The organism is Xanthobacter pseudotagetidis (assembly GCF_043194795.2).
Taxonomy (GTDB): Bacteria; Pseudomonadota; Alphaproteobacteria; order Rhizobiales; family Xanthobacteraceae; genus Xanthobacter; species Xanthobacter tagetidis_A.
On sequence record NZ_CM195534.1, the window covers coordinates 2,104,220 to 2,125,586 of the forward strand.

The 21,367-nt window shown below is 69.9% G+C and carries 21 protein-coding genes and 1 tRNA gene; 10 read left to right on the plus strand and 12 right to left on the minus strand.

Annotation, left to right across the window (positions count from 1 at the left end):
* The first annotated feature begins 50 nt into the window (after positions 1-50).
* The 3 genes from V5F67_RS09615 to V5F67_RS09625 all read left to right on the plus strand — a co-directional run bounded on the left by V5F67_RS09615 (position 51) and on the right by V5F67_RS09625 (position 2,628).
* Positions 51-1,022, plus strand: coding sequence for a DnaJ C-terminal domain-containing protein (locus V5F67_RS09615; RefSeq protein WP_394019172.1), 972 nt, complete (start codon positions 51-53; stop codon positions 1,020-1,022).
* Positions 1,023-1,126: 104 nt separating this feature from the next.
* Positions 1,127-1,582, plus strand: a complete 456-nt coding sequence (locus tag V5F67_RS09620) for a hypothetical protein (protein ID WP_394019174.1) — start codon at positions 1,127-1,129, stop codon at positions 1,580-1,582.
* Complete coding sequence (locus tag V5F67_RS09625) at positions 1,579-2,628, plus strand: peptidoglycan-binding protein (RefSeq protein WP_394019176.1); 1,050 nt, start codon at positions 1,579-1,581, stop codon at positions 2,626-2,628. The genes V5F67_RS09620 and V5F67_RS09625 overlap by 4 nt, the downstream gene beginning before the upstream one ends.
* A gap of 36 nt (positions 2,629-2,664) precedes the next feature.
* Here the strand turns inward: V5F67_RS09625 and V5F67_RS09630 are convergent, their stop codons facing one another.
* Entirely contained in the window at positions 2,665-3,816 is a 1,152-nt protein-coding gene (locus V5F67_RS09630) for a type I restriction endonuclease (RefSeq protein ID WP_394019178.1), read from the minus strand.
* Positions 3,817-3,970: 154 nt separating this feature from the next.
* Here V5F67_RS09630 and V5F67_RS09635 point away from each other — a divergent pair, with 154 nt between their 5' ends.
* Positions 3,971-4,423 carry a MaoC family dehydratase gene (locus tag V5F67_RS09635; protein ID WP_394019180.1) on the plus strand — a complete coding sequence of 151 codons (453 nt, stop codon included), beginning with the start codon at positions 3,971-3,973 and terminating at the stop codon, positions 4,421-4,423.
* 40 nt (positions 4,424-4,463) lie between these two features.
* The gene (pap, locus tag V5F67_RS09640; protein ID WP_394019182.1) at positions 4,464-5,957 is read left to right on the plus strand and encodes a polyphosphate:AMP phosphotransferase; all 1,494 of its coding nucleotides are present in this window, start codon (positions 4,464-4,466) and stop codon (positions 5,955-5,957) included.
* A 53-nt stretch (positions 5,958-6,010) separates the two neighbouring features.
* Here the strand turns inward: pap and V5F67_RS09645 are convergent, their stop codons facing one another.
* The gene (locus tag V5F67_RS09645) at positions 6,011-6,781 is read right to left on the minus strand and encodes an SDR family oxidoreductase (RefSeq protein WP_394019184.1); all 771 of its coding nucleotides are present in this window, start codon (positions 6,779-6,781) and stop codon (positions 6,011-6,013) included.
* A 151-nt stretch (positions 6,782-6,932) separates the two neighbouring features.
* Here V5F67_RS09645 and V5F67_RS09650 point away from each other — a divergent pair, with 151 nt between their 5' ends.
* Positions 6,933-7,838, plus strand: a complete 906-nt coding sequence (locus tag V5F67_RS09650) for an AraC family transcriptional regulator (RefSeq protein WP_394019186.1) — start codon at positions 6,933-6,935, stop codon at positions 7,836-7,838.
* Between the two features lie 163 nt (positions 7,839-8,001).
* Positions 8,002-10,050 carry a putative bifunctional diguanylate cyclase/phosphodiesterase gene (locus tag V5F67_RS09655; protein WP_394019188.1) on the plus strand — a complete coding sequence of 683 codons (2,049 nt, stop codon included), beginning with the start codon at positions 8,002-8,004 and terminating at the stop codon, positions 10,048-10,050.
* 208 nt (positions 10,051-10,258) lie between these two features.
* Here the strand turns inward: V5F67_RS09655 and V5F67_RS09660 are convergent, their stop codons facing one another.
* From V5F67_RS09660 to V5F67_RS09670, 3 genes are all read right to left on the minus strand, one after another.
* Complete coding sequence (locus V5F67_RS09660) at positions 10,259-10,462, minus strand: hypothetical protein (protein WP_394019190.1); 204 nt, start codon at positions 10,460-10,462, stop codon at positions 10,259-10,261.
* The gene (locus V5F67_RS09665; protein WP_394019192.1) at positions 10,459-10,818 is read right to left on the minus strand and encodes a hypothetical protein; all 360 of its coding nucleotides are present in this window, start codon (positions 10,816-10,818) and stop codon (positions 10,459-10,461) included. Before V5F67_RS09665 ends, V5F67_RS09660 begins: the two co-directional genes overlap by 4 nt.
* A gap of 576 nt (positions 10,819-11,394) precedes the next feature.
* Positions 11,395-11,469, minus strand: a tRNA-Gln gene (locus V5F67_RS09670).
* A gap of 362 nt (positions 11,470-11,831) precedes the next feature.
* Between V5F67_RS09670 and V5F67_RS09675 the strand changes: the two genes are divergently transcribed.
* Positions 11,832-12,794, plus strand: a complete 963-nt coding sequence (locus tag V5F67_RS09675; protein ID WP_394019194.1) for a hypothetical protein — start codon at positions 11,832-11,834, stop codon at positions 12,792-12,794.
* 139 nt (positions 12,795-12,933) lie between these two features.
* Here the strand turns inward: V5F67_RS09675 and V5F67_RS09680 are convergent, their stop codons facing one another.
* From V5F67_RS09680 to V5F67_RS09690, 3 genes are all read right to left on the minus strand, one after another.
* Positions 12,934-13,722, minus strand: coding sequence for an enoyl-CoA hydratase-related protein (locus tag V5F67_RS09680; protein ID WP_394019196.1), 789 nt, complete (start codon positions 13,720-13,722; stop codon positions 12,934-12,936).
* Positions 13,723-14,344: 622 nt separating this feature from the next.
* The gene (locus V5F67_RS09685) at positions 14,345-15,157 is read right to left on the minus strand and encodes a TIGR02186 family protein (protein ID WP_394019198.1); all 813 of its coding nucleotides are present in this window, start codon (positions 15,155-15,157) and stop codon (positions 14,345-14,347) included.
* Complete coding sequence (locus V5F67_RS09690; protein ID WP_394019200.1) at positions 15,154-16,080, minus strand: sulfite exporter TauE/SafE family protein; 927 nt, start codon at positions 16,078-16,080, stop codon at positions 15,154-15,156. The genes V5F67_RS09685 and V5F67_RS09690 overlap by 4 nt, the downstream gene beginning before the upstream one ends.
* 380 nt (positions 16,081-16,460) lie before the next feature.
* Here V5F67_RS09690 and V5F67_RS09695 point away from each other — a divergent pair, with 380 nt between their 5' ends.
* Positions 16,461-17,753: a GGDEF domain-containing protein gene (locus V5F67_RS09695; protein ID WP_394019202.1), complete on the plus strand. Its 1,293-nt coding sequence runs from the start codon at positions 16,461-16,463 to the stop codon at positions 17,751-17,753.
* A gap of 6 nt (positions 17,754-17,759) precedes the next feature.
* On the opposite strand, the gene V5F67_RS09700 is transcribed toward V5F67_RS09695, so the two are convergent.
* Together V5F67_RS09700 and meaB are read right to left on the minus strand one after the other, a co-directional pair.
* Positions 17,760-18,356, minus strand: a complete 597-nt coding sequence (locus V5F67_RS09700) for a pyroglutamyl-peptidase I (protein WP_394019204.1) — start codon at positions 18,354-18,356, stop codon at positions 17,760-17,762.
* Positions 18,357-18,366: 10 nt separating this feature from the next.
* Positions 18,367-19,350 (minus strand): methylmalonyl Co-A mutase-associated GTPase MeaB, encoded by a 984-nt coding sequence (gene meaB / locus V5F67_RS09705; protein WP_394019206.1) that lies wholly within the window; start codon positions 19,348-19,350, stop codon positions 18,367-18,369.
* Between the two features lie 101 nt (positions 19,351-19,451).
* Between meaB and V5F67_RS09710 the strand changes: the two genes are divergently transcribed.
* Entirely contained in the window at positions 19,452-19,658 is a 207-nt protein-coding gene (locus V5F67_RS09710) for a CsbD family protein (RefSeq protein WP_394019208.1), read from the plus strand.
* A 93-nt stretch (positions 19,659-19,751) separates the two neighbouring features.
* Here V5F67_RS09710 and folK read toward each other — a convergent pair whose 3' ends face one another.
* Complete coding sequence (gene folK / locus V5F67_RS09715) at positions 19,752-20,252, minus strand: 2-amino-4-hydroxy-6-hydroxymethyldihydropteridine diphosphokinase (RefSeq protein ID WP_394019210.1); 501 nt, start codon at positions 20,250-20,252, stop codon at positions 19,752-19,754.
* A complete protein-coding gene (gene folP, locus V5F67_RS09720) occupies positions 20,242-21,078 on the minus strand; it encodes a dihydropteroate synthase (RefSeq protein WP_394019212.1) in 837 nt (278 codons plus the stop codon). Before folP ends, folK begins: the two co-directional genes overlap by 11 nt.
* Between the last annotated feature and the right edge of the window lie 289 nt (positions 21,079-21,367).

Genomic DNA, 21,367 nt, shown 5'->3' on the forward strand with positions numbered 1-21,367 from the left:
ATGTTTGATGCGGCTGGCCGCTTGAGCGCCGGCCGGCGAGGTGAGAATTCATGCGTGATCCATACGACGTCCTCGGCGTGTCGAAGGGCGCCGACGAGGCCGAGATCAAGCGTGCCTATCGGCGGCTGGCGAAGAAGCTGCATCCGGACGCAAACAAGGACGACCCGAAGGCCCAGGACAAGTTCGCCGAGCTGAACACGGCCCACGAGATCCTGGAGGACAAGGAGAAGCGCGGCCAGTACGACCGCGGCGAGATCGACGCCGAGGGCAAGCCGCGGGCGCCCGAGTTCGCCGGCTTCGGCGGCGGGCGCGGCGGGCCGGGGGGCGGTCCCGGCGGCTTCTCCGGCTTCGACGGCGACACCATCTTCGAGAGCTTCTCCTTCGGTCCCGAAGGCATGCGCCGGGCCGGCCGCCGTGGCGGCGGCGGCCAGGGCGGCGGCTTCGAGGACCTCGGCGACATCTTCGGCTTCGGCCGCCAGCGCCGCTCGGCGGGCGGGGGCTTCGCGCCCCAGCCGGGCGCCGACATGGAGATCTCGCTGCCCGTGAGCTTCGAGGAGGCGACCGAGGGCGCGTCCAAGCGCGTCGGCCTGCCCAGCGGCAAGCAGATCGACATCAAGATCGCCGCCGGCACCCGCGAGGGCCATCGCATGCGCCTGAAGGGGCAGGGCGAGGCGAGCCCCATGGGCGGCCCGCCGGGCGATGCCTACGTGACCATCGCCTACGCCCCGCACCCGACCTTCGAGCGCGACGGCGACGACCTGCGCCAGCTGGTGGACGTGCCGCTGCCCGACGCGGTGCTGGGCGCCAAGGTGCGGGTGCCGACGCTCTCCGGCGCGGTGGACCTCTCCATTCCCGCCTGGACCTCCGGTGGCCGCCTGTTCCGCCTGCGCGGCAAGGGCCTGCCCAACGCCACCGGCGGCCACGGCGACATGTTGGTGCGGGTCAACGTGGTCCTGCCCAAGGAAAAGGACGCGGAGCTGGAGGCCCTCATGCGCAAGCTGAGGGACGGGGATGCGGCCTGAAGCCGACTTTCGGATGCGTTATTAAGTTTGTGCAATTATAGGTTGCGCATCTCTACCGCCCGTGGAATCCCTGGCGCTCGGATCTCCTCCCCGAGGGCACGGCCATGGCGGTCGCATTCGATTCCCGGCTTGCGGAAGAATATGCGGCCCTGTTCGCCGCGCTCGTGATCAATCCGGGCCGGCGGGAGGAGGTGGAGCGTCTGGTCGCCCGCATCCTTCTGCCCGCCAACCGGGCGCGCTACGCGGCGGTGGAGGCCGCGTGCGGCGTGCCCTGGTTCGTGGTGGGCCTGATCCACAATCTGGAGGCCTCCGGCTCCTTCCGCGCCCATCTGCACAATGGTGATCCGCTGACGGCCCGCACGGTCCGCGAGCCGGCGAGCCGGCGGGCCTGCCGGCGCCGCCGCCCGCCGATGGCACCGCCTACAGCTGGGAGGAGAGCGCCGCCGACGCTCTCGCCCACGACGGGCTCGACCGTTGGCGGGACTGGACGGTCCCCGGTATCGCCTACGCGCTGGAGCGCTATAACGGCTTCGGCTACCGGCGCCGCCATCCGCACGTGAAGAGCCCCTATCTCTGGGGCTTCTCCAACGCCTATAGCCGGGGCAAGTTCATCACCGACGGGGTGTTCTCGCCTGACGCGGTGAGCCAGCAGTGCGGCGGCATGACGCTTCTGAGCGCGCTGATGGAGGACGAGCCCGAGGTCGCCGCGCGCCTCGGCTTCGTGCCGCCGGAGGAGCCGGACGACGTTGCCCGCCCGACGCCCCATGTCCCCGGCGACGGCAGCGCCGCGGACTTCCCCGCCGATCCGCCCCGCTTTCCCGGCAAGTACCTCCTGCCCGGCAGCCGGGACAAGGCGTCGGTCCGCAAGGTGCAGGAGCGCCTCGCCCAGATGGGCGCCTCGCCGGGCGCGCCGAGCGGCGCCTTCGACACCCCCACCCATTTCGCGATCCAGCTGTTCCAGTCGCGCTCGGCGGACCTCGAGGGCGTGCCGCTGGAGATCGACGGCATCGTCGGCCCGAAGACCTGGGGCGCGCTGTTCGGCCCGCTCGCCATCGACAGCGAATGGGTGAAGCCCAGCTTCCGGGTGCGCAAGCGCGAATTGGACCTCGCCTCGGCGGTGATCGAGATCGCCCAGGGCGAGATCGACGTGCGCGAGGTGCCGCCCGGCAGCAATCGCGGGCCGCAGGTGGAGGCCTATCTGCGCAGCGTCGGCCTCAAGGGCGGCAGCCCCTGGTGCATGGCCTTCGTCCACTGGTGCTTCGCCGGTGCCGCGGCGGCGCTCAAGGTGCCCAACCGCGTGCCGGGCACCGGCCATGTGCGCACCGCCTGGCGGCAGGCGGGCCGGATCGCCGCCGGCGTGCGCGTCGTCGCCGCCCGGGACGCCGCGCGCGACCCCTCGCTGGTGACGCCCGGCATGGTGTTCTTCCTCGGCCTCGACGGCGACACGGGCCATGCCGGCATCGTCACGGACAATGTCAACGGCGTGCTCTCCACCATCGAGGGCAACACCAATGACGGCGGCTCGCGCGAGGGCATCGGCGTGTTCCGCCGCGTCGGCCGCAAGGTGGCGGACCCCAAGACCCTCGGCTTCGCCGCGTTCGGGTGAGGGGGCTAACCTGCCAGATCTGCGCGCCGGCCCACGTCAATCATCCGCCGCCGCGCTGGCTGGCGCCTTTGAAAGGGCGCCGACGCGCGCTTTGAATATCGCCAAAAGGGGGGCATCGATGTCCGGCAATGCCGAGACGGTAATATCGGTTTGCGGGAGTTCGCTCTCCTCCGGGAAAACGAAGCGATATCCGGGCGCCGTCTTGCTTTCGATGAACTCGAACAGGCGCCCCTTGCGCACATTCTTGTAAAAGACGACGAACTTGCCCTGATAGTCTCGGAAATCGATGGCGGCGATCTCGGCGAACAGGCTGTCGTCGCGGACCAGGAAGGCAAGGCGCTGCAGGACCCATTTGAACACCTGCATCTCGCGCTCGGAAGTGACGATGACATCGGCCGGCGTCACTGGCGGAGGCTGGGGCGGCTCAGGCGGAGTCGGTTGATCGGGCTTGGGCAAATCGAGCCGGTGCAGGATCTGGCGATTGATGAATTCCCTGAAGGCCGCCTGGATGACCGGCCGGTATTCGTCGAGCGCCTTCTGGGAGATATGGCCGATACCGGCCTTGCGCAGCAGCGGTCGCGCAAACTCCTCTGGCGGATCGGCAAAAACGGTCGCCACCTGAGCAAGGACCGAATTGTAGATATGCTTGCGCTTGGCCTCCGCACCGATGTTCTCGGGGTCGAACACAGCCTTGCCGAGGCCATGGAGCCCTTCAAGCGCTGAATCGTCGACTTTTCCCTTGGCGACTTCCCTAAGGTCGAGCCTGAGAAATGGATTGGTATCCATCATGTTAGGCTCGTCCGAGTCGGCATAAAATTCCCAGATCAACCCGTCGGTCAGCACCCCCATCTTCACGGTCTTTGCGGCATTGAAGTAGCTGCGCAATTGGCCGCGGTCGTCTCTCAGACTCGGGGCGCCGGCCGGCTTTGTCTCAACGGCAATGACGGGATCGTTGTTCTTGAAGATGGCGAAATCGACCCTGTTCTTGTATTTTTCCGAAAAATCACAGTGATGTTCAGGAAAGACTTCATTCGGGTCCATGGGATCGTAGCCAAGGAATGAAATCATGGGAATGACGAGGAACATCTTTGTCGATTCCTCGTTGGCACAGCGGGGCGCGGCATTCGCGGCGCGCTTGGCGAGTTCGACGAATCGAGTCCGGTAATCCGAGAGCACCGCGGCATCCATGAACTTTCCCCCTTCTTTTTGCTTTATATCTGTAGCGTTGCAATGAGTTGGCCGTCAATCTGGACGTGCGCAACCATCCCCCTTTCCTCTCGCTTCCCTCTTCCCCGCGCGCGCACTAATCTGCGCGCCCCTTGTCCCGGAGGAGCGCGCCGCCATGTTTCTCGAGCTGCAGAACCTTTATTTCGAGGACCTCGCGGTCGGCCGGGCCGAGCGCATCTCCAAGACCGTCTCCTCCTCCGACATCGTCGGCTTCGCCGAGCTGACCGGCGACCGCAATCCCATCCACCTGTCGCAGCACTTCGCCGCCAAGACGCCGTTCGGCGGGCGCATCGCCCACGGGCTCTACACGGCGAGCCTGATCTCCGCCGTGCTCGGCACCCGCCTGCCCGGGCCGGGCGCCATCTACATCTCCCAGACCCTCAACTTCCGCGCCCCGGTGCGCATCGACGACACGGTGGACGTGGAGGTGAAGGTGCTGGAACTGATCCCCGAGAAGTTCCGCGCCCGGCTCTCCTGCATCTGCAAGGTGGGCGACGAGGTGGTGCTCGACGGCGAGGCGCTGGTGAAGGTGCCGTCCTCCGGCGTGCAGAAGGTGGCATCGGCCTGAGCGGCCGCGGATCGGCAACGGATCGGCAAGGGGACGCGCCATGTTCGAGTCCGCCAAGTTCGAGCACAAGCTCGACAAGGCCACCTTCAAGACGCTGGAGCCGGCGCTCAGGGAAGACCTGCTCAACGCCCAGTTCCAGCTGATCGACCAGAAGCGCCGCTCGCTGCTGGTGCTGATCCACGGGCCGGACGGCGCCGGCAAGGGGGCGGTGCTCAACCGCCTCTACGGCTGGCTCGACGCCCGCAAGCTCCGGACCCTGACCTATGACGCCCCCACCACCAACGCGCTGACCCACCCGCCGGCCTGGAAGTACTGGCGCGACCTCCCCGGCTACGGGGAGATCGGCATCATGCTGGGCTCGTGGTACCAGACGGCGCTCGTGGACCGGGCGCTGGGCAAGCTCGGCCGGTCCGCCTTCACCGCCGCGCTGGAGGGCGTCCGCCGCTACGAGGCCATGCTCGACGCGGAGGGCGTCAGCATCCTCAAGCTGTGGCTCTATCTCGGCGGCGACGAGGCGCAGGCGCGCCTCAAGGCGCTGGAGAAGGGCCAGCATGCGCGCCCGGTGGTGCGGCAGTGGACCGAGGTGGACACGCCGAAGGAGCGCGAGCGCCTGTGGACCGCGGCCGAGGAGGTGGTGCGCCTCACCTCCACCCCGTTCGCGCCCTGGCACGTGGTGCCGGCGGTGGACGGCGAATACCGCGACGCCATGGCCGGCACCGTGCTGCTGGAGATGCTGCGCGCCATCGACGCCGCGCCCGCCCCGGCGCCGCAGCCGCGGCCGGCCAACCCGGCCGAGGTGCCGCACGGGCTGCCGCAATTCTCCATCCTCTCCACCCTCGACCTCACGAAGGCTCTGGACGAGAAGACCTATCGCGAGGAGCTGAGCGAGGCCCAGCGCCGCATCACCCGCCTCACCACCGCGTCCGCGTTCGGCAAGCGCGGCCTCGTGGTGGTGTTCGAGGGCAGCGACGCGGCGGGCAAGAGCTCGGCCATCATGCGGCTGCGCCACGCGCTCGATCCGCGCCGCTTCCGCGTCTACCCGGTCGCCGCGCCCACCGACGAGGAGCGCGCGCGGCCCTATCTGTGGCGCTTCTGGCGCCGGGTGCCGGCGCTGGGCCACACCGCCATCTTCGACCGCTCCTGGTACGGCCGCGTGCTGGTGGAGCGGGTGGAGGGCTTCTGCTCGCCCGACGAATGGGGCCGCGCCTATGGCGAGATCAACGACTTCGAGGACCAGCTGACATCGGCGGGCTATGTGGTGGTGAAGTTCTGGCTCGCCATCAGCCAGGAGGAGCAGGCGCGCCGCTTCGCCCAGCGCGAAACCGTCGCCTACAAGCGCTTCAAGCTCACCCCGGAGGACTGGCGCAACCGCGAGAAGTGGCCGCTCTACGAGGCGGCCGTGAGCGAGATGGTGGACCGTACCTCCACCAGCGCGGCGCCCTGGACCCTGGTGGAGGCCGAGGACAAGCTCTATGCCCGCGTGAAGGTGGCGAAGACCGTTGCCGACGCCCTGGAGGCCGCGCTCGGGCGCTGAGGCGCGGCACCGCCGCCCCGGTTTTCCGGAGCGGCGGCGGGCCGGGAGCGGGCTCAGAGGCCCTGGCCGCCGGACACCTCGATGCGCTGGGCGTTCACCCAGCGGTTGTCCTCGCCGAGCAGGCTGGCGATCATCGGCCCGATGTCATCCGGCACGCCGACGCGGCCGAGCGCGGTGACCCCAGCCACGTGCTGGCTGATCTCGGCGTTGTCGCGCACCGCGCCGCCGCCGAAGTCGGTGGCGATGGCGCCGGGCGCCACGGTGTTCACGGCGATGCCGCGCGGGCCCAGCTCCTTGGCGAGGTAGCGGGTGAGCACCTCCACCGCGCCCTTCATGGCGGCGTAGGCGCTGTAGCCCGGATAGCAGAAGCGGGTCAGCCCGGACGACAGGTTGACGATGCGCCCGCCGTCGGCGATCAGCGGCAGCAGCGCCTGGGTGAGGAAGAAGACCCCCTTCAGGTGCACGTTCACCAGCCGGTCGAACGTCGCCTCCGTGGTCCCGCCGAGCGGCGTGAAGTCGCCATGGCCCGCATTGTTGACGAGGTTGTCGAAGCTCTCGCGGCCGAAGGTCTCCCGCAGCGCCGCCTTCAGGGCCGCCGCGAAATCGACGAAGCCGGCGACGGCGCCGGTGTCGAGCTTCAGCGCCACCGCCTTGCGGCCCATGGCGGTGATCTCGGCCACCACCTCCTGCGCCGCGTCGGCCCGGCTCTGATAGGTGATGACGACGTCGCCGCCCTTGCGGGCGATCGCGAGGGCGGTGTTGCGGCCGAGGCCGCGGCTGCCGCCGGTGACGAGGGTGATCTTGGGGGACTGTGCCGAGGTCATTGCCGCTCTCCCACGGGGTTGGTTCGATGCAGGGGTTATGCGCCCGGCGACGCCCGCGATGTTGTCCGAAGCTCGCGAATGCTTGCCTGATTCTCCGGGAGGCCGCAGGCGACAGGTGCGCGCGCCGCGCCGCTGCGCTAGTCTTCCGGCCATGACGACCCTGCTCGATGCCGTCCGCGCCCACGTTGCGCGCCACGCCGGAGCCGCGGGCATTGCCATGACGGCGATCCCGGGGCTCGCGACGGTCTGCGCCCGCGCGCCCACCGAACTCACCCACGACATCTACCGGCCGCTGGTGTGCCTGGTGGTCCAGGGGCGCAAGCATGTCACCCAGGGGGAGGACAGCTTCTCCTTCTCCGCCGGCGAATCCCTCATCATCACGGCAGACGTGCCGATCCGCAGCCGGATCGTCGAGGCGAGCCCCGCCAAGCCCTATTATTCGCTGGTGATGGCGCTGGACCTCGGCCTCATCACCGCGCTCAGCGCGGAGATGGAGGCGGCCCATCTCGCCGATCCCGCACCGGTGCGCACCGCGCCCACCGACGCCGAGGTGAGCGAGGCGGCGCTGCGCCTGATGCGCTTGCTCGATCGTCCGCAGGCGCTGCCCGTTCTGCAGGATCAGCTGGTGCGCGAGATGCACTATTGGCTGCTGGCGGGGCGGCACGGGCCGGCGATCCGCCGGCTCGGCTGGCCGGATGGCCACGCCCAGCGGGTGGCGCGCGCGGTGGCGATCCTGCGCGCCGAGTTCGCCCGCCCGGTGCCCGTGGCGCGCCTTGCCGCGGCGGCGGGCATGAGCCTGTCCACCTTCCATCAGCATTTCCGCGCCGTGACCACGCTCACGCCGCTCCAGTTCCAGAAGCAGCTCCGCCTCATCGAGGCACGCCGGCTGATGCTCCAGGACGGCGCCAGCGCCGCCAGCGCGGCGTTCGCGGTGGGCTATGAGAGCGTGCCCCAGTTCACCCGTGAGTATGGACGCATGTTCGGCCTGTCGCCGGCGCGGGATGTGAAGGCGGCGCGAGACCGGAGCGCGCCGGAAACGCCGCGCGCGGTGGCCTGACGGCGGCGCATTGTCGTTTGATGGTATCTTGATATTCTGTCGCTGCTTTGTTGAGATGAGCTTCTGATATCGCGTATGCTTTTAAACCAAACGGGCTCGTGATCTGATCGTGCGATGCAGTGTCGCGTCGTCCAAGGGGGCTGCCGTGGCATTGGCGACAGCGTTGATCTACTGGGTCATTGTCGCTCTGTGGCTGGCCGTGCTTTGCGCGGTTGCGAGGGCGGCGGCGCGCGGCAAGTCCGGCGTCTACGGCACCACCTGGCTTCTTCTTGCCGTCCTCGCCATCGACGTGGTGCGCAACATCGCCGAGAATTTCTATTTCGGGCTCCTGTGGGGCTCGCGGTACGGCGTGTTCCCCGAGGCCGTCGAGACCGCGCTGGCCCGGCCCGAGCTGCTGATCCTGCCCAAGATCCTGAATGTATTGGCGGCGATCCTGGTGCTCGTCATCCTGCTGTGGCGCTGGCTGCCGCTGGCGGCGACGGAGCGGTCCGAGGCGCTGCGCACCATGAGCGCGCAGTCCGCGCAGATCCGGCGCGAGGCGGAGGAGCAGCGCCTCCTGTTCGAGACCTCGGTGGACCTGATCCTGGTGATCGACCGCGCGGGGATCGTACGGCGGGTGAGCAAGAGCTCGGCTGCCATCCTCGGCTACCTGCCCGAGGAGATGGTGGGGCGCGAGGGCAGCATCTTCGCCGTGCCCGAGCAGCGCGCCAGCTTGAAAGCCGCGCTCTCTACCCTGGCCGCCGGGCAGCGCGCGCCCGAGGTGGTGGCGGACATGCGCCACAAGGACGGGCACCTGCTCACCCTTTCCTTCCTCGGCGTGTGGGCGCCGGGGCTCGATAGCGGCCTCGTGATCGGCCGCGACATCACCGAGCGCATGGCGGCCGCGCTGCGGCTCGACCGGCTGGCCTATTTCGACCAGCTCTCGGGGTTGCCGAACCGGGTGAGCCTGCTGCGTGACCTCTCGGCCGCGCTCGACGGGGCCGACGCGTCGCCGCTGGCGCTCGCGGTGTTCGACCTCGACGGCTTCAAGGACATCAACGATTTTCTCGGCCATTCCACCGGCGACCGCGTGATCGGCGAGATCGGCGCGCGCCTCATGCGTCTCGCCTCGGACGGCTGCCGCTTCTACCGTTCCGGCGGCGACGAGTTCTTCATGCTGTTCAAGGGCGGCCCTTCGCCAGACGCCGGCGTGGCGCAGGCCGAGGAGGTGGTGCGCATCCTGGAAGAGCGGATCGAGGTCGACGGATATCGGCTGTTCGTCTCGGTGTCATGCGGCCTCGCCCGCGCGCCGGACCACGGTCACAGGAGCGAGGACCTGATCCTCAACGCCGATCTCGCGCTCAATGCCGCCAAGGCGGGAGGGGCGCGCAAGCTCGGGGTCTTCGCGCCGGCCATCCGCACCGAGGCGCGCGCGCGCCAGGAGATCGAGAGCGAGCTGCGCCGCGCCGTGGCGCAGCAGGAGTTCGAGCTCCATTTCCAGCCGCAGATCCGCCTCGCCGACGATGCCATCGTGGGGGCGGAGGCGCTGCTGCGCTGGCGTCATCCGGAGCGCGGGCTGCTGGCGCCGGCGGCCTTCATCGATGCCCTCAGCCGCAGCCCGGCGGCGGCGGAGGCGGGCCAGTTCGTGCTGACGAGCGCGTGCGAGGCCGCAGCCGCCTGGCGCGAGAAGGGGCTCGGGGCGCTGCGGATCGGCGTCAACCTGTTCCCGATCCAGTTCCATTCCCGCACGCTGCTCGACGACGTGGAGAGCGCCCTCGCGCGCAGCGGGCTCGATGCCCGCCAGCTGGAGCTTGAGATCACCGAGAACATCGCCCTCGGCCACGGCGACGAGGTGCTCGACGTGCTCAAGGCGCTGCACAAGCGGGGCATCGGCCTCGCCTTCGACGACTTCGGCACCGGCTACGCGTCGCTGAGCTATCTGCTGCGCTATCCGCTGACGCGCCTGAAGATCGACCGCAGCTTCGTGCAGAAGATCGCCGACGCGGCGGCGCCGGAGCATGCCGCCATCGTCCAGTCGATCCTGGTGATGGCGCACAATATCGGCCTGGAGGTGGTGGCCGAGGGGGTGGAGACGGAGCGGCAGATGGCGTTTCTGCGCGCCCATCGCTGCGAGGAGGCGCAGGGATACTTCTTCGCCCGTCCCCTCCCGCGCGCCGACTTCGACGCGTTCGCCTCCGCCCGCCTCGCGCGCCCCACCCGGGGCCTGGGATAGGCCCGGGCGCGCGCTCGCGCCTTTCCGCGCGGCGTCCCCGATCCGGCTTCCCGTTCGCCAATGGCGCTTCCGCAGCTGAAGGGCTGGGGAAAGTCAGAGATCGTTCGCAGAAAAGCCGCTTCGGCCCATCGCCCCCGCGACGGAAGTGGGCGACGCCGCAATGGCTGAGAAGTCTGGGAAATCGCGCGTCGGAGCGAGACGGAAAGCGCTATTGAAGGTCGTTGCTGCACCGGAAGAACACATCCAGCGCGCGCTTGCTCCCATTGAGCGGGCGCTCAAGGATGATGTTCCGACCGGAAAAGGATATCTGAGTGAAATTGGGAAGCGCATCGTCCAGAAGCCCGGGGCCATCGTTGCGCCCTTCCGTGATGCGCGCCCACTTCTCCCCATCCCGGCCTTCGATGAACGTCACCTCATAGTCGTTCGGGTCGCTGCCTGGGCCGAACTGATGTAGAATAGCAGGCGGCCATTGAGCTCCGCGTCGATCGGCTCGGCGGCGCCGCCGATGATGATCGAAGCCCGCCCCTCATTGTACCGGCCGCTGGGCAAGCCGGCTGGCGGAGGCACGGATACGTAGGTCCGGCCGCGGCTGCTTCGAGAGATCAGGTATGCACCCTGCGTCGCGCGACAATTGACGATGCCGCCCGCCTCCGCCGTCTGGGTGAATTTCCACCCTGGCACATTGCCGCCCCACGGCTCCACCTGGGCAAGCACGGCTGACGATGAAAGAGCCAAAAGCAGCGCCGCGCCCGTGCTCGCACTGGCCATCCCCCATGCCTCCGCAGACCTGCGCCGGCATTTCGTTACGACATCCGTGTCGCGCCGTGTAGCGGCCTCTCGCTTCGGGGGATCCGTTCCGGCGCGCTTCAGGACCCGAATACATAAGTCGGCTGGCCAGGAGAAAATCCCGGCGCGCGTCGCGAAAGCTCTGCGATTCAAAGAGGCCGTCTTGGGTATCGATCCGGACTGCTTGGCAGAAGAGGTTCCCGCGAACGGATATCATTGAGACCGGCACGGGAGCACCTGCGGCAAAGCCGGGTTCCCTGCGGCAGGAGGAATTTGAGGGGCGCATGCGCGCTTCTCTGTTTCTCTGTTCAAGAGAAACGAAGCGCGAAGCAGGGGTATGAATGTCTCGCGCCGCGCATTCAGCATCAAGCGAGCCAACCCTCGCCCCTGTTGCTTGCTGCGTGGCATGGAGGCGAGAGGTGGGGGCGACATCATCCTGGATCGGCAGCGCGGCCCTTCGCCAGGATTGCAGGTAACAACGTCAAGGTGGTGTTGAATATTTTGGAATGATCCGGTTCTATTGTCATAATATTTTGAAAAATAACGGAAATACGACAGTGGCTGGGGCGCCTGGATTCGAACCAGGGAATGGGGGAATCAAAATCCCCTGCCTTACCACTTGGCTACGCCCCATCGCGGCGGCGGAACATATCTTCGGGTCGGCGCCATGTCCAACACCCTTGGCTGCTGGGAACGGGTCAGCTTGAATTCCAGCGCCGGGCCGGGCGCGCGGCAGCAGTCTCCCCGCCCGAACGTAGCGGAAGCGGCGTCCGGTTTGAGAGTGCCGATGCCGGAAATATCCGGCTTCGGGTGCAAGAGGCAGATCGGAGAAGCGCGTGCCTCAGGCTGCCCCGCTGCCTGGCGGCGGGTTCAGCCGCCGTTACGTCACCCTGTGAGCGGGCGGCCGGAGCAGATTCTGCCGTCGATTTTGCCTCTCGATCTGCGGTAGGCTGCGGCGCTGCGCAGATCGCGCGGCGTTCTGGGGAGAGCGCGCAATGACGTTGCGCATCGCATTTTTCGGCGCCGCCTTCGGTGCCGCCCTCGCCGTCAGCCTGCCCGCCGCCGCCGAGACGCCATCACGCCAGCAGCAATGCGCGGCCGAATGGAGCAAGGCCAAGGACGCGGGCAAGGTGCCGGATGGCATGACCTGGCCGAAGTTCTACAGCGAATGCGCCGCGCGTCTCGGCGCGGCCGCCGCTCCCGCCGCGTCGGCGCCCGCGGCGGTGTCAACGGATACGGCCAAGCCGGCGCCCAAGCCCGCCGCCGCGCCGGCTTCCGCTGCGGCAAAGCCGGCGCAGAGCGCCGCCTCTTCGAGCCAGACGGTCTGCGCGGAGGAGTGGAAGAAGGCCAAGGACGGCGGCAAGCTGCCGGCCGGCGCCACCTGGCCGAAATTCTACAGCGAGTGCGCCGCGCGCCTCTCGGGCGCGACGCCGGCCGCGGCGACGCCCGCCGCGGCCGCCAAGCCCGCCAGCCCGGCGGCCGCCGCCAAGCCCGACGCGACGCCGGCAGCCGGCCATTCGAGCCAGGCGCTTTGCGCCGAGGAATGGAAGCAGGCCAAGGCCGGGGGCAAGCTCCCTGCCGGCGCCACCTGGCCCAAGTTCTACAGCGAATGCGCCGCGCGCCTTTCCGCGGCGAGCCCCGCCGCCGCGCCTGCTGCCGCACCGGCCGCCGCGGCGGCGAAGCCGGGCGCTCCGGCGACCGCCAAGCCCGCGTCCGCGCCCGCCCAGGCGCCCGCCGCGGCGAAGCCGGCCGCCAAGCCGGCGGTGGACGACGACGAGGACACCGGCGAGGGCGTGCGCGAGCCGACCCCGGGCCAGCTCGCCGCGCGCGAGCGGATGAAGGAGTGCGGCGCCCAATGGCGGTCCCAGAAGGAGGCCGGCAAGATTCCCGACGGCCAGACCTGGCCGCAATACTGGAGCGCCTGCAACAAGCGCCTGAAGGCCGCCGCCAGCCGCTGAGGCGCCGGGAGGGCGATCCATGCGGGCGGTGTCGATCCGCTCGGGCTTCGCCCTCTTGCTTTCGACCTCTCGCGTTCGCCCTCTCGCGCGGGCGACGAGGGAGGCGCGTTCCGATCGGCGCGCGCCGTGGCCGGTCCGTTCAGGCCCCGGTGAAGCGCGGCGCCCGCTTCTCGGCGAAGGCGAGGCGTCCCTCGCGATAGTCCGCGCTGGCATTGGCCAAGGCGGTGGCGCGGCGCGCCTCCGCCAGCACTTGGTGCGGCGCGCCCTCGGTGGCGCGGATCGAGAGCTTCGCCGCCCGCAGGGTCAGGGGCGCGTTGTCCGCCATGCGCTGGGCCATGCGCACGGCCGCTGCCTCGACCTCGGCGCCGGGCAGGCACAGGTCCACCGCGCCGACCTCCTGGGCACGGACCGCGGTCATGCGCTCGGCGGTGAAGAACAGGGTGCGCACGCTCTGGCCGCCGAACGCGCGCGCCAGCCGCGCGAACCCGCGCGGATCGTAGCCCAGGCCGAGACGCGCCGCGGGAATGGCGAAGAAGGCGTCGTCCGCCGCGATCCTGAGATCGCAGCTCGCCGCCAGCGCCGCGCCCGCGCCGACGCAGGCGCCACGCACCAAGGCGAGGGTCGGGAACGGCAGCCCTTCGATCGCCGAGCAGGCGGCCTCCACCAGATCGTCATAGCTCTGCGCCCCGGACGCGTCGGAGCGGGCGGTGTCGAAATCGGAGATGTCGGCGCCGCCGGAGAAGGCGAGGTCGCCCTCTCCGCGCAGGATGGCGACGCGGATGTCGCCCGGCCGCGCGGCATCCGCCGCGAACGCGCTGAGCGCGCGCCACATGCCGCTGGAGATGGCGTTGCGCCGCTCCGGATTGGAGAGAACGAGCCGGGCGATGCCGCCTTCGACCGAAATTGCGATGGTCCCCGCCAAATGCACCTCCCTCATCCGGCCGACGCGCCCGCCAGGCCCGGCCAAGGTTGGACCGGGCGATGGTCTCTGCGCCCCGAGACCGGAGTGCCGCCAGGAGGACGACTGCCGCCGGCCGGCCATGATATCGCTCCGGACGCTGCCGATCGACGCCCCTGCGCGCGGTTCCGGAAGGACATATGCCCCATTCACGGTCGCATGACCATGCCGCGCATCGTGCCGCGCGGTGATGTCCGCGCCGAGGCTCGGTCAGGAGCGGAGCAGAAGAGGGCCGGGGGCGGGGAGCGCGATGAATCCGGCCGATGCGGATTTCCGTCCTGGCGGGACGATCTTGGCGGGAGGGTCTTGGCGGGAGTGTCGTAGCGGGACGACTTCCGGTAGGGAGCCGGGACGGCGCCGCAAGGCGCCGCCCCGTCCCTACGGGCGCCGGTCAGGGCTTGGCACCCGAAGGAGATCGGCCACATCAGGCCCTTCGCGTCTTCTGTGACGAGTTCGCGGTGCAACTTCAAGCGAAAAATGTCGATCAACACCGACAAATTCAATCACTGGTAACTGAATGGTCCATGCTGGCATACAATGCCGGCATGCTAGCGCGCGACAATCGGGCGATCATCATGATGCCGGCTGAAGGTCATTCCTTCCGGAACAACAGGTTCGCCAAGAAACCGACCACGAGACTGCCAAACGCAACGGAAATACCATAGAGTATACCGCTAGTGTGCGCGAAAGCCGCGATACTCTGCTCGAATCCTGTGCGTGCAACTTCAAAGTGTGTCCGCGCTTCGCCCGTGACCTGGCCGTCCCTGAGCACCTTCACATGCACTTCGTAGCGGCCGATGGGCGCGTGCCCCGGTAGCCTGAGCTGGGACTGGAACACGTTCGGAGCCAGGAACGTGACGCCTGCTGGGTCGTCCTGGTAGAGCTGGTGCGCCGCCTGGATGCGCAGGAAGGCGGTGCGGAACGGGTCGGAAGGCACCACGTCGGCGAAGTCGGGGCCCACGCGCTGCAGCAGCAGGATGCGGTCGAGGCCGATCTGCTCGGCGCGCAGGATCTCCGGACCGGCGAGGAGCGCCGCGGGCCGGCTGGACATGACGCTCAGGAAGCCGGGCACGTCCAGGAACGCGCGGCTGTCGGTGTTCATCCACAGTCCGATCACCTGCGACTTGCGCCAGGTGAGGAAGGTCTGCTCGGGTCCGCGCACGGTCACCACCACGTCGGGGCGCGGCGCGGCGGCGCCCTTCGGCTCGGCGACGCCGAAGATGGTGAGGTCGGCACCGGCGAAGCTCGACGTGATCAGGACCTCGCGCTGGGAGATGGAGAGCACGACCGCTTCGGCGCGCGCCTCCGCGGCGTGCGCGCCGGGGCTGGCGAAGGTCGTGGTGGCGGCGGCGAGCGCCAGCGCAAGGAGGGGGCGGCCGCTTGCGCGGCGGTCGGCGCGGCTCATGGCGGTCCCTCGACCGGGGCGATGATGTAGGCATCCGCCGGCGGGCGCACGAGATCGGCGGCGACGCGGACGGCGACCGAGAGCACCAGCAGGCCGAGCAGCAGGCGCAGATATTCCGGCCGCATGGTCTGGCCGGCGCGGGCGCCGAACTGGGCGCCCACCGTGCCGCCGATCATGAGCACCAGGGCGAGCACCGCGTCCACCGTGCCGTTGGCCTCGGCGTGCAGCACGGTGGCGGCGGTCATGGTGACGAGGGTGAGCACCAGCGAGGTGCCGACCGAGGTCTGGGTCGGCACGCGCAGCATGTAGATCAGCGCCGGCACCAGGATGAAGCCGCCGCCGACGCCCAGCACCGCGCCGAGCAGTCCGATGACGAAGCCGAGCGTCACCACCGGGATCGCCGAGACATAGATGCGCGAGCGGCGGAATCGCATCTTCAGCGGCAGCCGCATGAACCAGGAATGGGTGCCCGGCCGGCGCACCTGGGGCGCGCCGCCGCGCCGCGACCGCGCGATGGCCCGCACGCTCTCGGTCAGCATCAGCGTGCCGATGGCGCCGAGCAGCGCCGTGTAGGACAGGGCGATGGCGAGATCGACCTGGCCGACGCGGCGCAGGAAGGCGAACAACGCCACCCCCGCCGCCGTGCCTACGAGGCCGCCGCTCAGCAGCACGCCGGAGAGCGTCAGGTCCACCATGCCCTTGCGCAGATAGGAGAGCGCGCCGGAGAAGGAGGAGGCCGCCATGTAGGGCGACACGCTCGCCACCGCCACCGTCGGCGGGACGCCGGTGAAGATCAGCAGCGGCGTCATCAGGAATCCGCCGCCCACGCCGAACATGCCGGAGATGAATCCAACCGCCAAGCCCATGGCGAATATGGTGAATATGGCAACCGGCAGCTCGGCGATGGGCAGATAGATCGTCACGGATGGGTCCTGATGACGGGGCGGAGCCGGCGGCGGCGCGGAAGATGAGAGGCGCTTTACGTCATTGAGGCGGGCATTTGAAGGGCCGTTCCGTCCTGTATCCGAAATAAATTATTTAATAAAATCAATGGGTTTAATTTCGTGGCCAGAGCCCAGGCCGAGGCCGGCACGGACGCGTCGCGCCACTTGCGTCAATTCACTGCGGCGGCGGGCCCGCCGCAAAGCGCAGTTCGCGGCGCGATCCGCTCGCGAACGGGCGCATGCCGTCTGTCGCCCGCGCGGCGCGTCTTTGGTGGATAGTTCCTGCGGCCGGCCGAAGATGGCTTGTTGCACGGGCGCGCCCGCGCAATCATGGCGCGCCGCGGGGGCAAGAGGGCGCCGTGCCGAATCTGGATTCCTATGCGTTTTTCGGCGAGGTGTTGGATACGCTGGATGTGGCGCTCTGCCTGTTCGATGCGCAGGATCGCACCGTGCTGTGGAACGACGCCTTCCTGCGCTTCTTTCCCGAGCATGCGGGTCATGTCCATGTGGGCGAGCCCTACCGCGAAAATCTCCTGCGCTTCTACCGCGGACGGCTGTCGGAGGCCGAGCGCGCCAATATCGAGCGCTACATCGAGGAAGGCATCGAGCGCCATCGCAGCCAGACCCGGCCGTTCGTGTTCAGCCATCGCGGCCGCAGGCTGCGCGTCGCCTCCCAGTCGACGCCGGACGGCCACCGCGTGCGCATCTGGCAGGACATCGCCCCGGAGCAGGTGGTTCCGGCTCAGGATGAGCGGTGGGCCGTCTTTCCGATCGACCTGCTCAATTTCATCGCCGACGGCGCCATGGTGCTCGATGGCGAGGATCGGATCGTCGCCACCAACGACGAGTTCCGCACGCTCTACGACGTGCCGGACGAGCGATCGGTCATCGGCCTCACCTTCGCCGACGTGGTGCGCGAGGCCTGCCTGAAGGCGGGGCAGGAGGACCGCGCGGCCGAGGCCTCGGCGCTCGACAACCTGCGCTTTGCCGGCGCGCCGTTCGAGGTCTGCCTGCCGGGCGGGCGCTGGCGGCGGGTGATCGCGCGGCGCTCGGCGAGCGGCGTGGGGTTCTTCACCCATTCCGACATCACCGTCCTCAAGCGGCAGCAGGCGGATCTGAAGCGGGCCATGGACGAGCTCGCCACCATCGCCGCCACCGACGTGCTCACGGGGCTTGCCAACCGGCGCCGCTTCGACCAGGCGCTGACCGAGCAGTGGCCGAAGTCGGTCGCCGAGGGCCGGCCGATCGCGGTGATGTTCATCGACCTCGATCACTTCAAGGCGGTGAACGACAGCTTCGGCCATGCCGCGGGCGACGAATGCCTGCGCCGGGTGGCGGCGGCGGTGAAGGAGGCGGTGACGCCGTCGGCCGATGTTGCCGCCCGCTATGGCGGCGAGGAATTCGCCGTGCTGCTGCCGAACGCCACCGGCGAGGAGGCCATGGCGATCGCCCGCAGCATGCGCCGCTCGCTGCGCATGGTGGATTGGGCGCGCATCAATCCGCGCCTTGCCCGGCTCACGGTGAGCATCGGCATCTGCGCGGTGCGCAACCCGGCGATGATCGCCGCCTACGACGCCCTGAAGCGGGCCGACGACATGCTCTACCGCGCCAAGAATGGCGGGCGCGACCGCATCGACCTCATGGAGGCCTGAGGCCGGTCAGCGCGCCTGGGCGGCGAGCGCGACCAGGAGGTCGCTCAAAGCGCGGCCCATGCGGGCGCTCCCGACCCCGCGCGGCCGGCCGGAGCGGCCGGGCAGGTGGATGAACGCCACCGGCACCGCGCCGGCCGCCGCCAGGGCGCGGAAATAGGAGGCGTTGCACAGATAGCGCCCGGCATCGCGCGACAGGCGGGCCGGCACGCGGTGGCGCCGGAGCGCGGCCAGCAGCGGCGCGAGGCGGGCGGTGGACGGGCGCGCGTCCGGTCCCTCCAGCGCCAGCCGGACCGCTGCCGGATGCGCTTTCGCGGCGTCGGGCGCCGGTCGCGCCGCATTCATGGCCCGGCCCTCCACGCAGACCAGCCGCCGCCGGGCGGCGACCCCCAGCATCAGCACCGCCGCCGGTCGCTGCCGCGCGATCAGGGCGGCGAGCCCGTCGAGCCCGTCCCAGCGGGTGGGCAGCACCTCCACCTGGAGGCGGAAGCGCGCCAAAGCGGGGCGCCGCAGCCGCGCCACCTGCCGCGCCAGCACCGCGGAGGGGTTCGCCGGCACGCCGGGGAACGGGCCGAAGCCGGTGACGAGGAGCGTTGGCCGCGTCATGGCCGCTCCCTCACAGGCCGATCAGGTGGGCGATCTCCGCCGCCGCCAGTGCCGGGGCGAGGGTCCCCTCGGCCACCTGCCGCTCCAGCTCCGGCAGGCGCGCCTTCACCGCCGGGTCGTGGGTGACGCGCGCGGCCAGGCGCTCGTTGAGCAGGGTCCACATCCAGCGCACCTGCTGGGCGCGGCGGGTGGCGGCGAAGGCGCCCGCGGCCTCGCATTTCCGCCGGTGCAGCTCCACCTGCTCCCACACGTCGGGAATGCCGGCGCCGGTCAGGGCGGAATAGGTGAGCACCGGCGGCGACCAGTGCTCGCTGCGCGGGCCGAGCAGGTGCAGCGCCGCGCGGTACTCGCCGGCGGCCGCCTTGGCGCGGGCGATGTTGTCGCCGTCCGCCTTGTTCACGGCGACGATGTCGGCCAGTTCCAGAACCCCCTTCTTGATGCCCTGCAGCTCGTCGCCGGCGCCCGGCAGCATCAGGACCAGGAAGGTATCCGTGAGGTCGGCGACCGCGGTCTCCGACTGGCCGACGCCCACCGTCTCCACCAGCACCACGTCGAAGCCGGCGGCCTCGCACAGGAGCATGGTCTCGCGCGTCTTGGCGGCGATGCCGCCCAGCGTGCCGCCGGAGGGGGAGGGTCGGATGAAGGCGTTGGGGTCCACCGAGAGGCGCGCCATGCGCGTCTTGTCGCCGAGGATCGAGCCGCCGGTGCGGGTGGATGAGGGGTCCACCGCCAGCACCGCCACCTTGCGGCCCTTGCCGGTCAGGTAGGTGCCGAGCGCGTCGATGGTGGTGGACTTGCCCACGCCGGGCACGCCGGTGATGCCGACGCGGAAGGCGCCGCCGGTGCGCGGCAGAAGGCCCTGGAGCAGCGCCTCGGCGCGCTGGCGGTGGTCCGGCCGGCGCGATTCCACCAGCGTGATCGCCCGCGCCAGCGCCGCGCGCTCGCCCTTCGCCACCCGCGCGGCCAGCGCCGCATCGTCCTCGTGTCGCACCACGCGCCTGTCCTTCCTGGTCCGCTCCGTGCCGCCCGCTGCGGGAACCCGCAGGGACGCGTCCGCGTTGTCCCGGCATCTTCCAACCATTGAGAGGACGAGCCATGAACTGGGATCGCATCGAGGGCAACTGGAAGCAGATCTCCGGCAACGTCAAGGCGCAGTGGGGCAAGCTCACCGACGACGACCTGACGCAGATCAACGGCAACCGGGAGGTCCTGGAGGGCAAGCTCCAGGAGCGCTACGGCTACGCCAAGGACGAGGTGAAGCGCCAGATCGACACCTGGTCCACCCACGTGCGCACCATGTGAAACCTGCCGCCGCGCCGCGCCTGACGCGCGAGCCGGCGGGACGCAGGGTGGCGCCGCTCCGTCCCTTCGAGGGGCGGGGCGGCGCCTGTCGTTTCAGATGTCGATGCGGGAGATGCCCGAGACGTCGAGGCCGGCCAGAGCGGCCTTCGCCGTGACGCCGAAGGCCGCGAAGTCGGGCGCGATCTCGGTCAGCGGCACCAGCACGAAGGCGCGCTCCATGAGGCGGGGATGGGGGATTTCCAGGTCCTCCTCGGCGACCGTCTCGCCCTCGAACCAGAGAATGTCGATGTCGATGCGGCGCGGGCCATACCGCACCTCGCGCGACCGGTCGCGCCCCAGCTGCCGCTCGATGCCGAGCGCGAGGTCGAGCAGGGCGTGCGGGCCCATGGGAGAGGCCACCTCCACCACCTGGTTGAGATAGGGCCCCTGCGGCACCGGGCCCCAGGGCGGCGTCTCGTAGAGCGAGGAGGCGGCGCGGATCTTCACGCCGGCCGCGTCCAGCCGTGCCCGCGCCCCGCCCAGCGCTTCCGCGCGGTCGCCCACATTGGACCCGAGGCACAGATAGGCCCGCCGCGCCGGCGCCTCAGCGGGCATCGCGGATCGCCTCGGCGACGCGCAGCGCCTGGACGTGGGCGGCGACGTCGTGCACCCGCACGATCTCCACGCCCGCCATCACGCCGATGACGTTCGAGGCGATGGTGCCCGGCAGGCGCTCCGCCGGCTCGGTGGCGATCACCTTGCCGATCAGCGACTTGCGCGAGGTGCCGAGCAGCAGCGGCAGGCCGAGCGCACGCAGCTCCGGCAGGCGGCGGATGGCCGCGAGGTTCTGGGGGAAGCTCTTGCCGAAGCCGATGCCGGGATCGAGCACGATCCTCTCCCGCTTCACCCCGGCCTTGTCGGCGGTCTCCAGCGCCCGCTCGAAGAAGGCCAGCATGTCGGAGACGATGTCGATGGTCTCGTCCACCTCGGCGCGATTATGCATGACCACGGCGGCGGCGTCGTACTCGGCAACCACCTTCGCCATGTCCGGATCGCGCGCGAAGCCCCAGATGTCGTTGACGATCACCGCGCCCGCCTCCAGCGCCCGGCGGGCGACGGAGGCCTTCCAGGTATCCACCGAGACGGGCAGGGCGCTCTCCGCGGCGAGGCGCTCCAGCACCGGGGCGATGCGCGCCCATTCCTCCTCCGCCGCCACCGGCGTGTGACCGGGGCGGGTGGATTCCCCGCCGATATCGAGGATGTCCGCGCCCTCCTGCGCCAGCCGGTGCGCGGTGGCGACGGCATCGTCGGGCTTGGCGCTCCGGCCGCCGTCGGAAAAGGAATCCGGCGTCACGTTGAGGATGCCCATGACGAGGGTGCGCGGGCCGAGCGCGAGCGTGCGGCCGCGGGCGAGAAGGGGACGGGGTGAGATCGGGTCCATGGTGCGCCGCAGAAGGAGGAGGTGGCCAATGAAGCCGCTGGCGGCGGGCGTGGCAAGGGGAGGGTGCGGGGCGTGCTTTCGCCGAGAGCGCCCGTACCTCTCTGGGCTCACTCCCCCCTGCGGGGAGGGGCAGGGGTGAGGGTGTCGGCACGTCTGTTGTTTTCCGCCGTCATGCTCCGGCTTGACCGGAACATCCACTCTCGGGGTTGGAGATGCGGCCTGGGTCCTTGGGCCCTCCGGCCGAGCCGGAGGGCGACGGGGCGGGAGATGGTGATGTTGCGCCACCCCC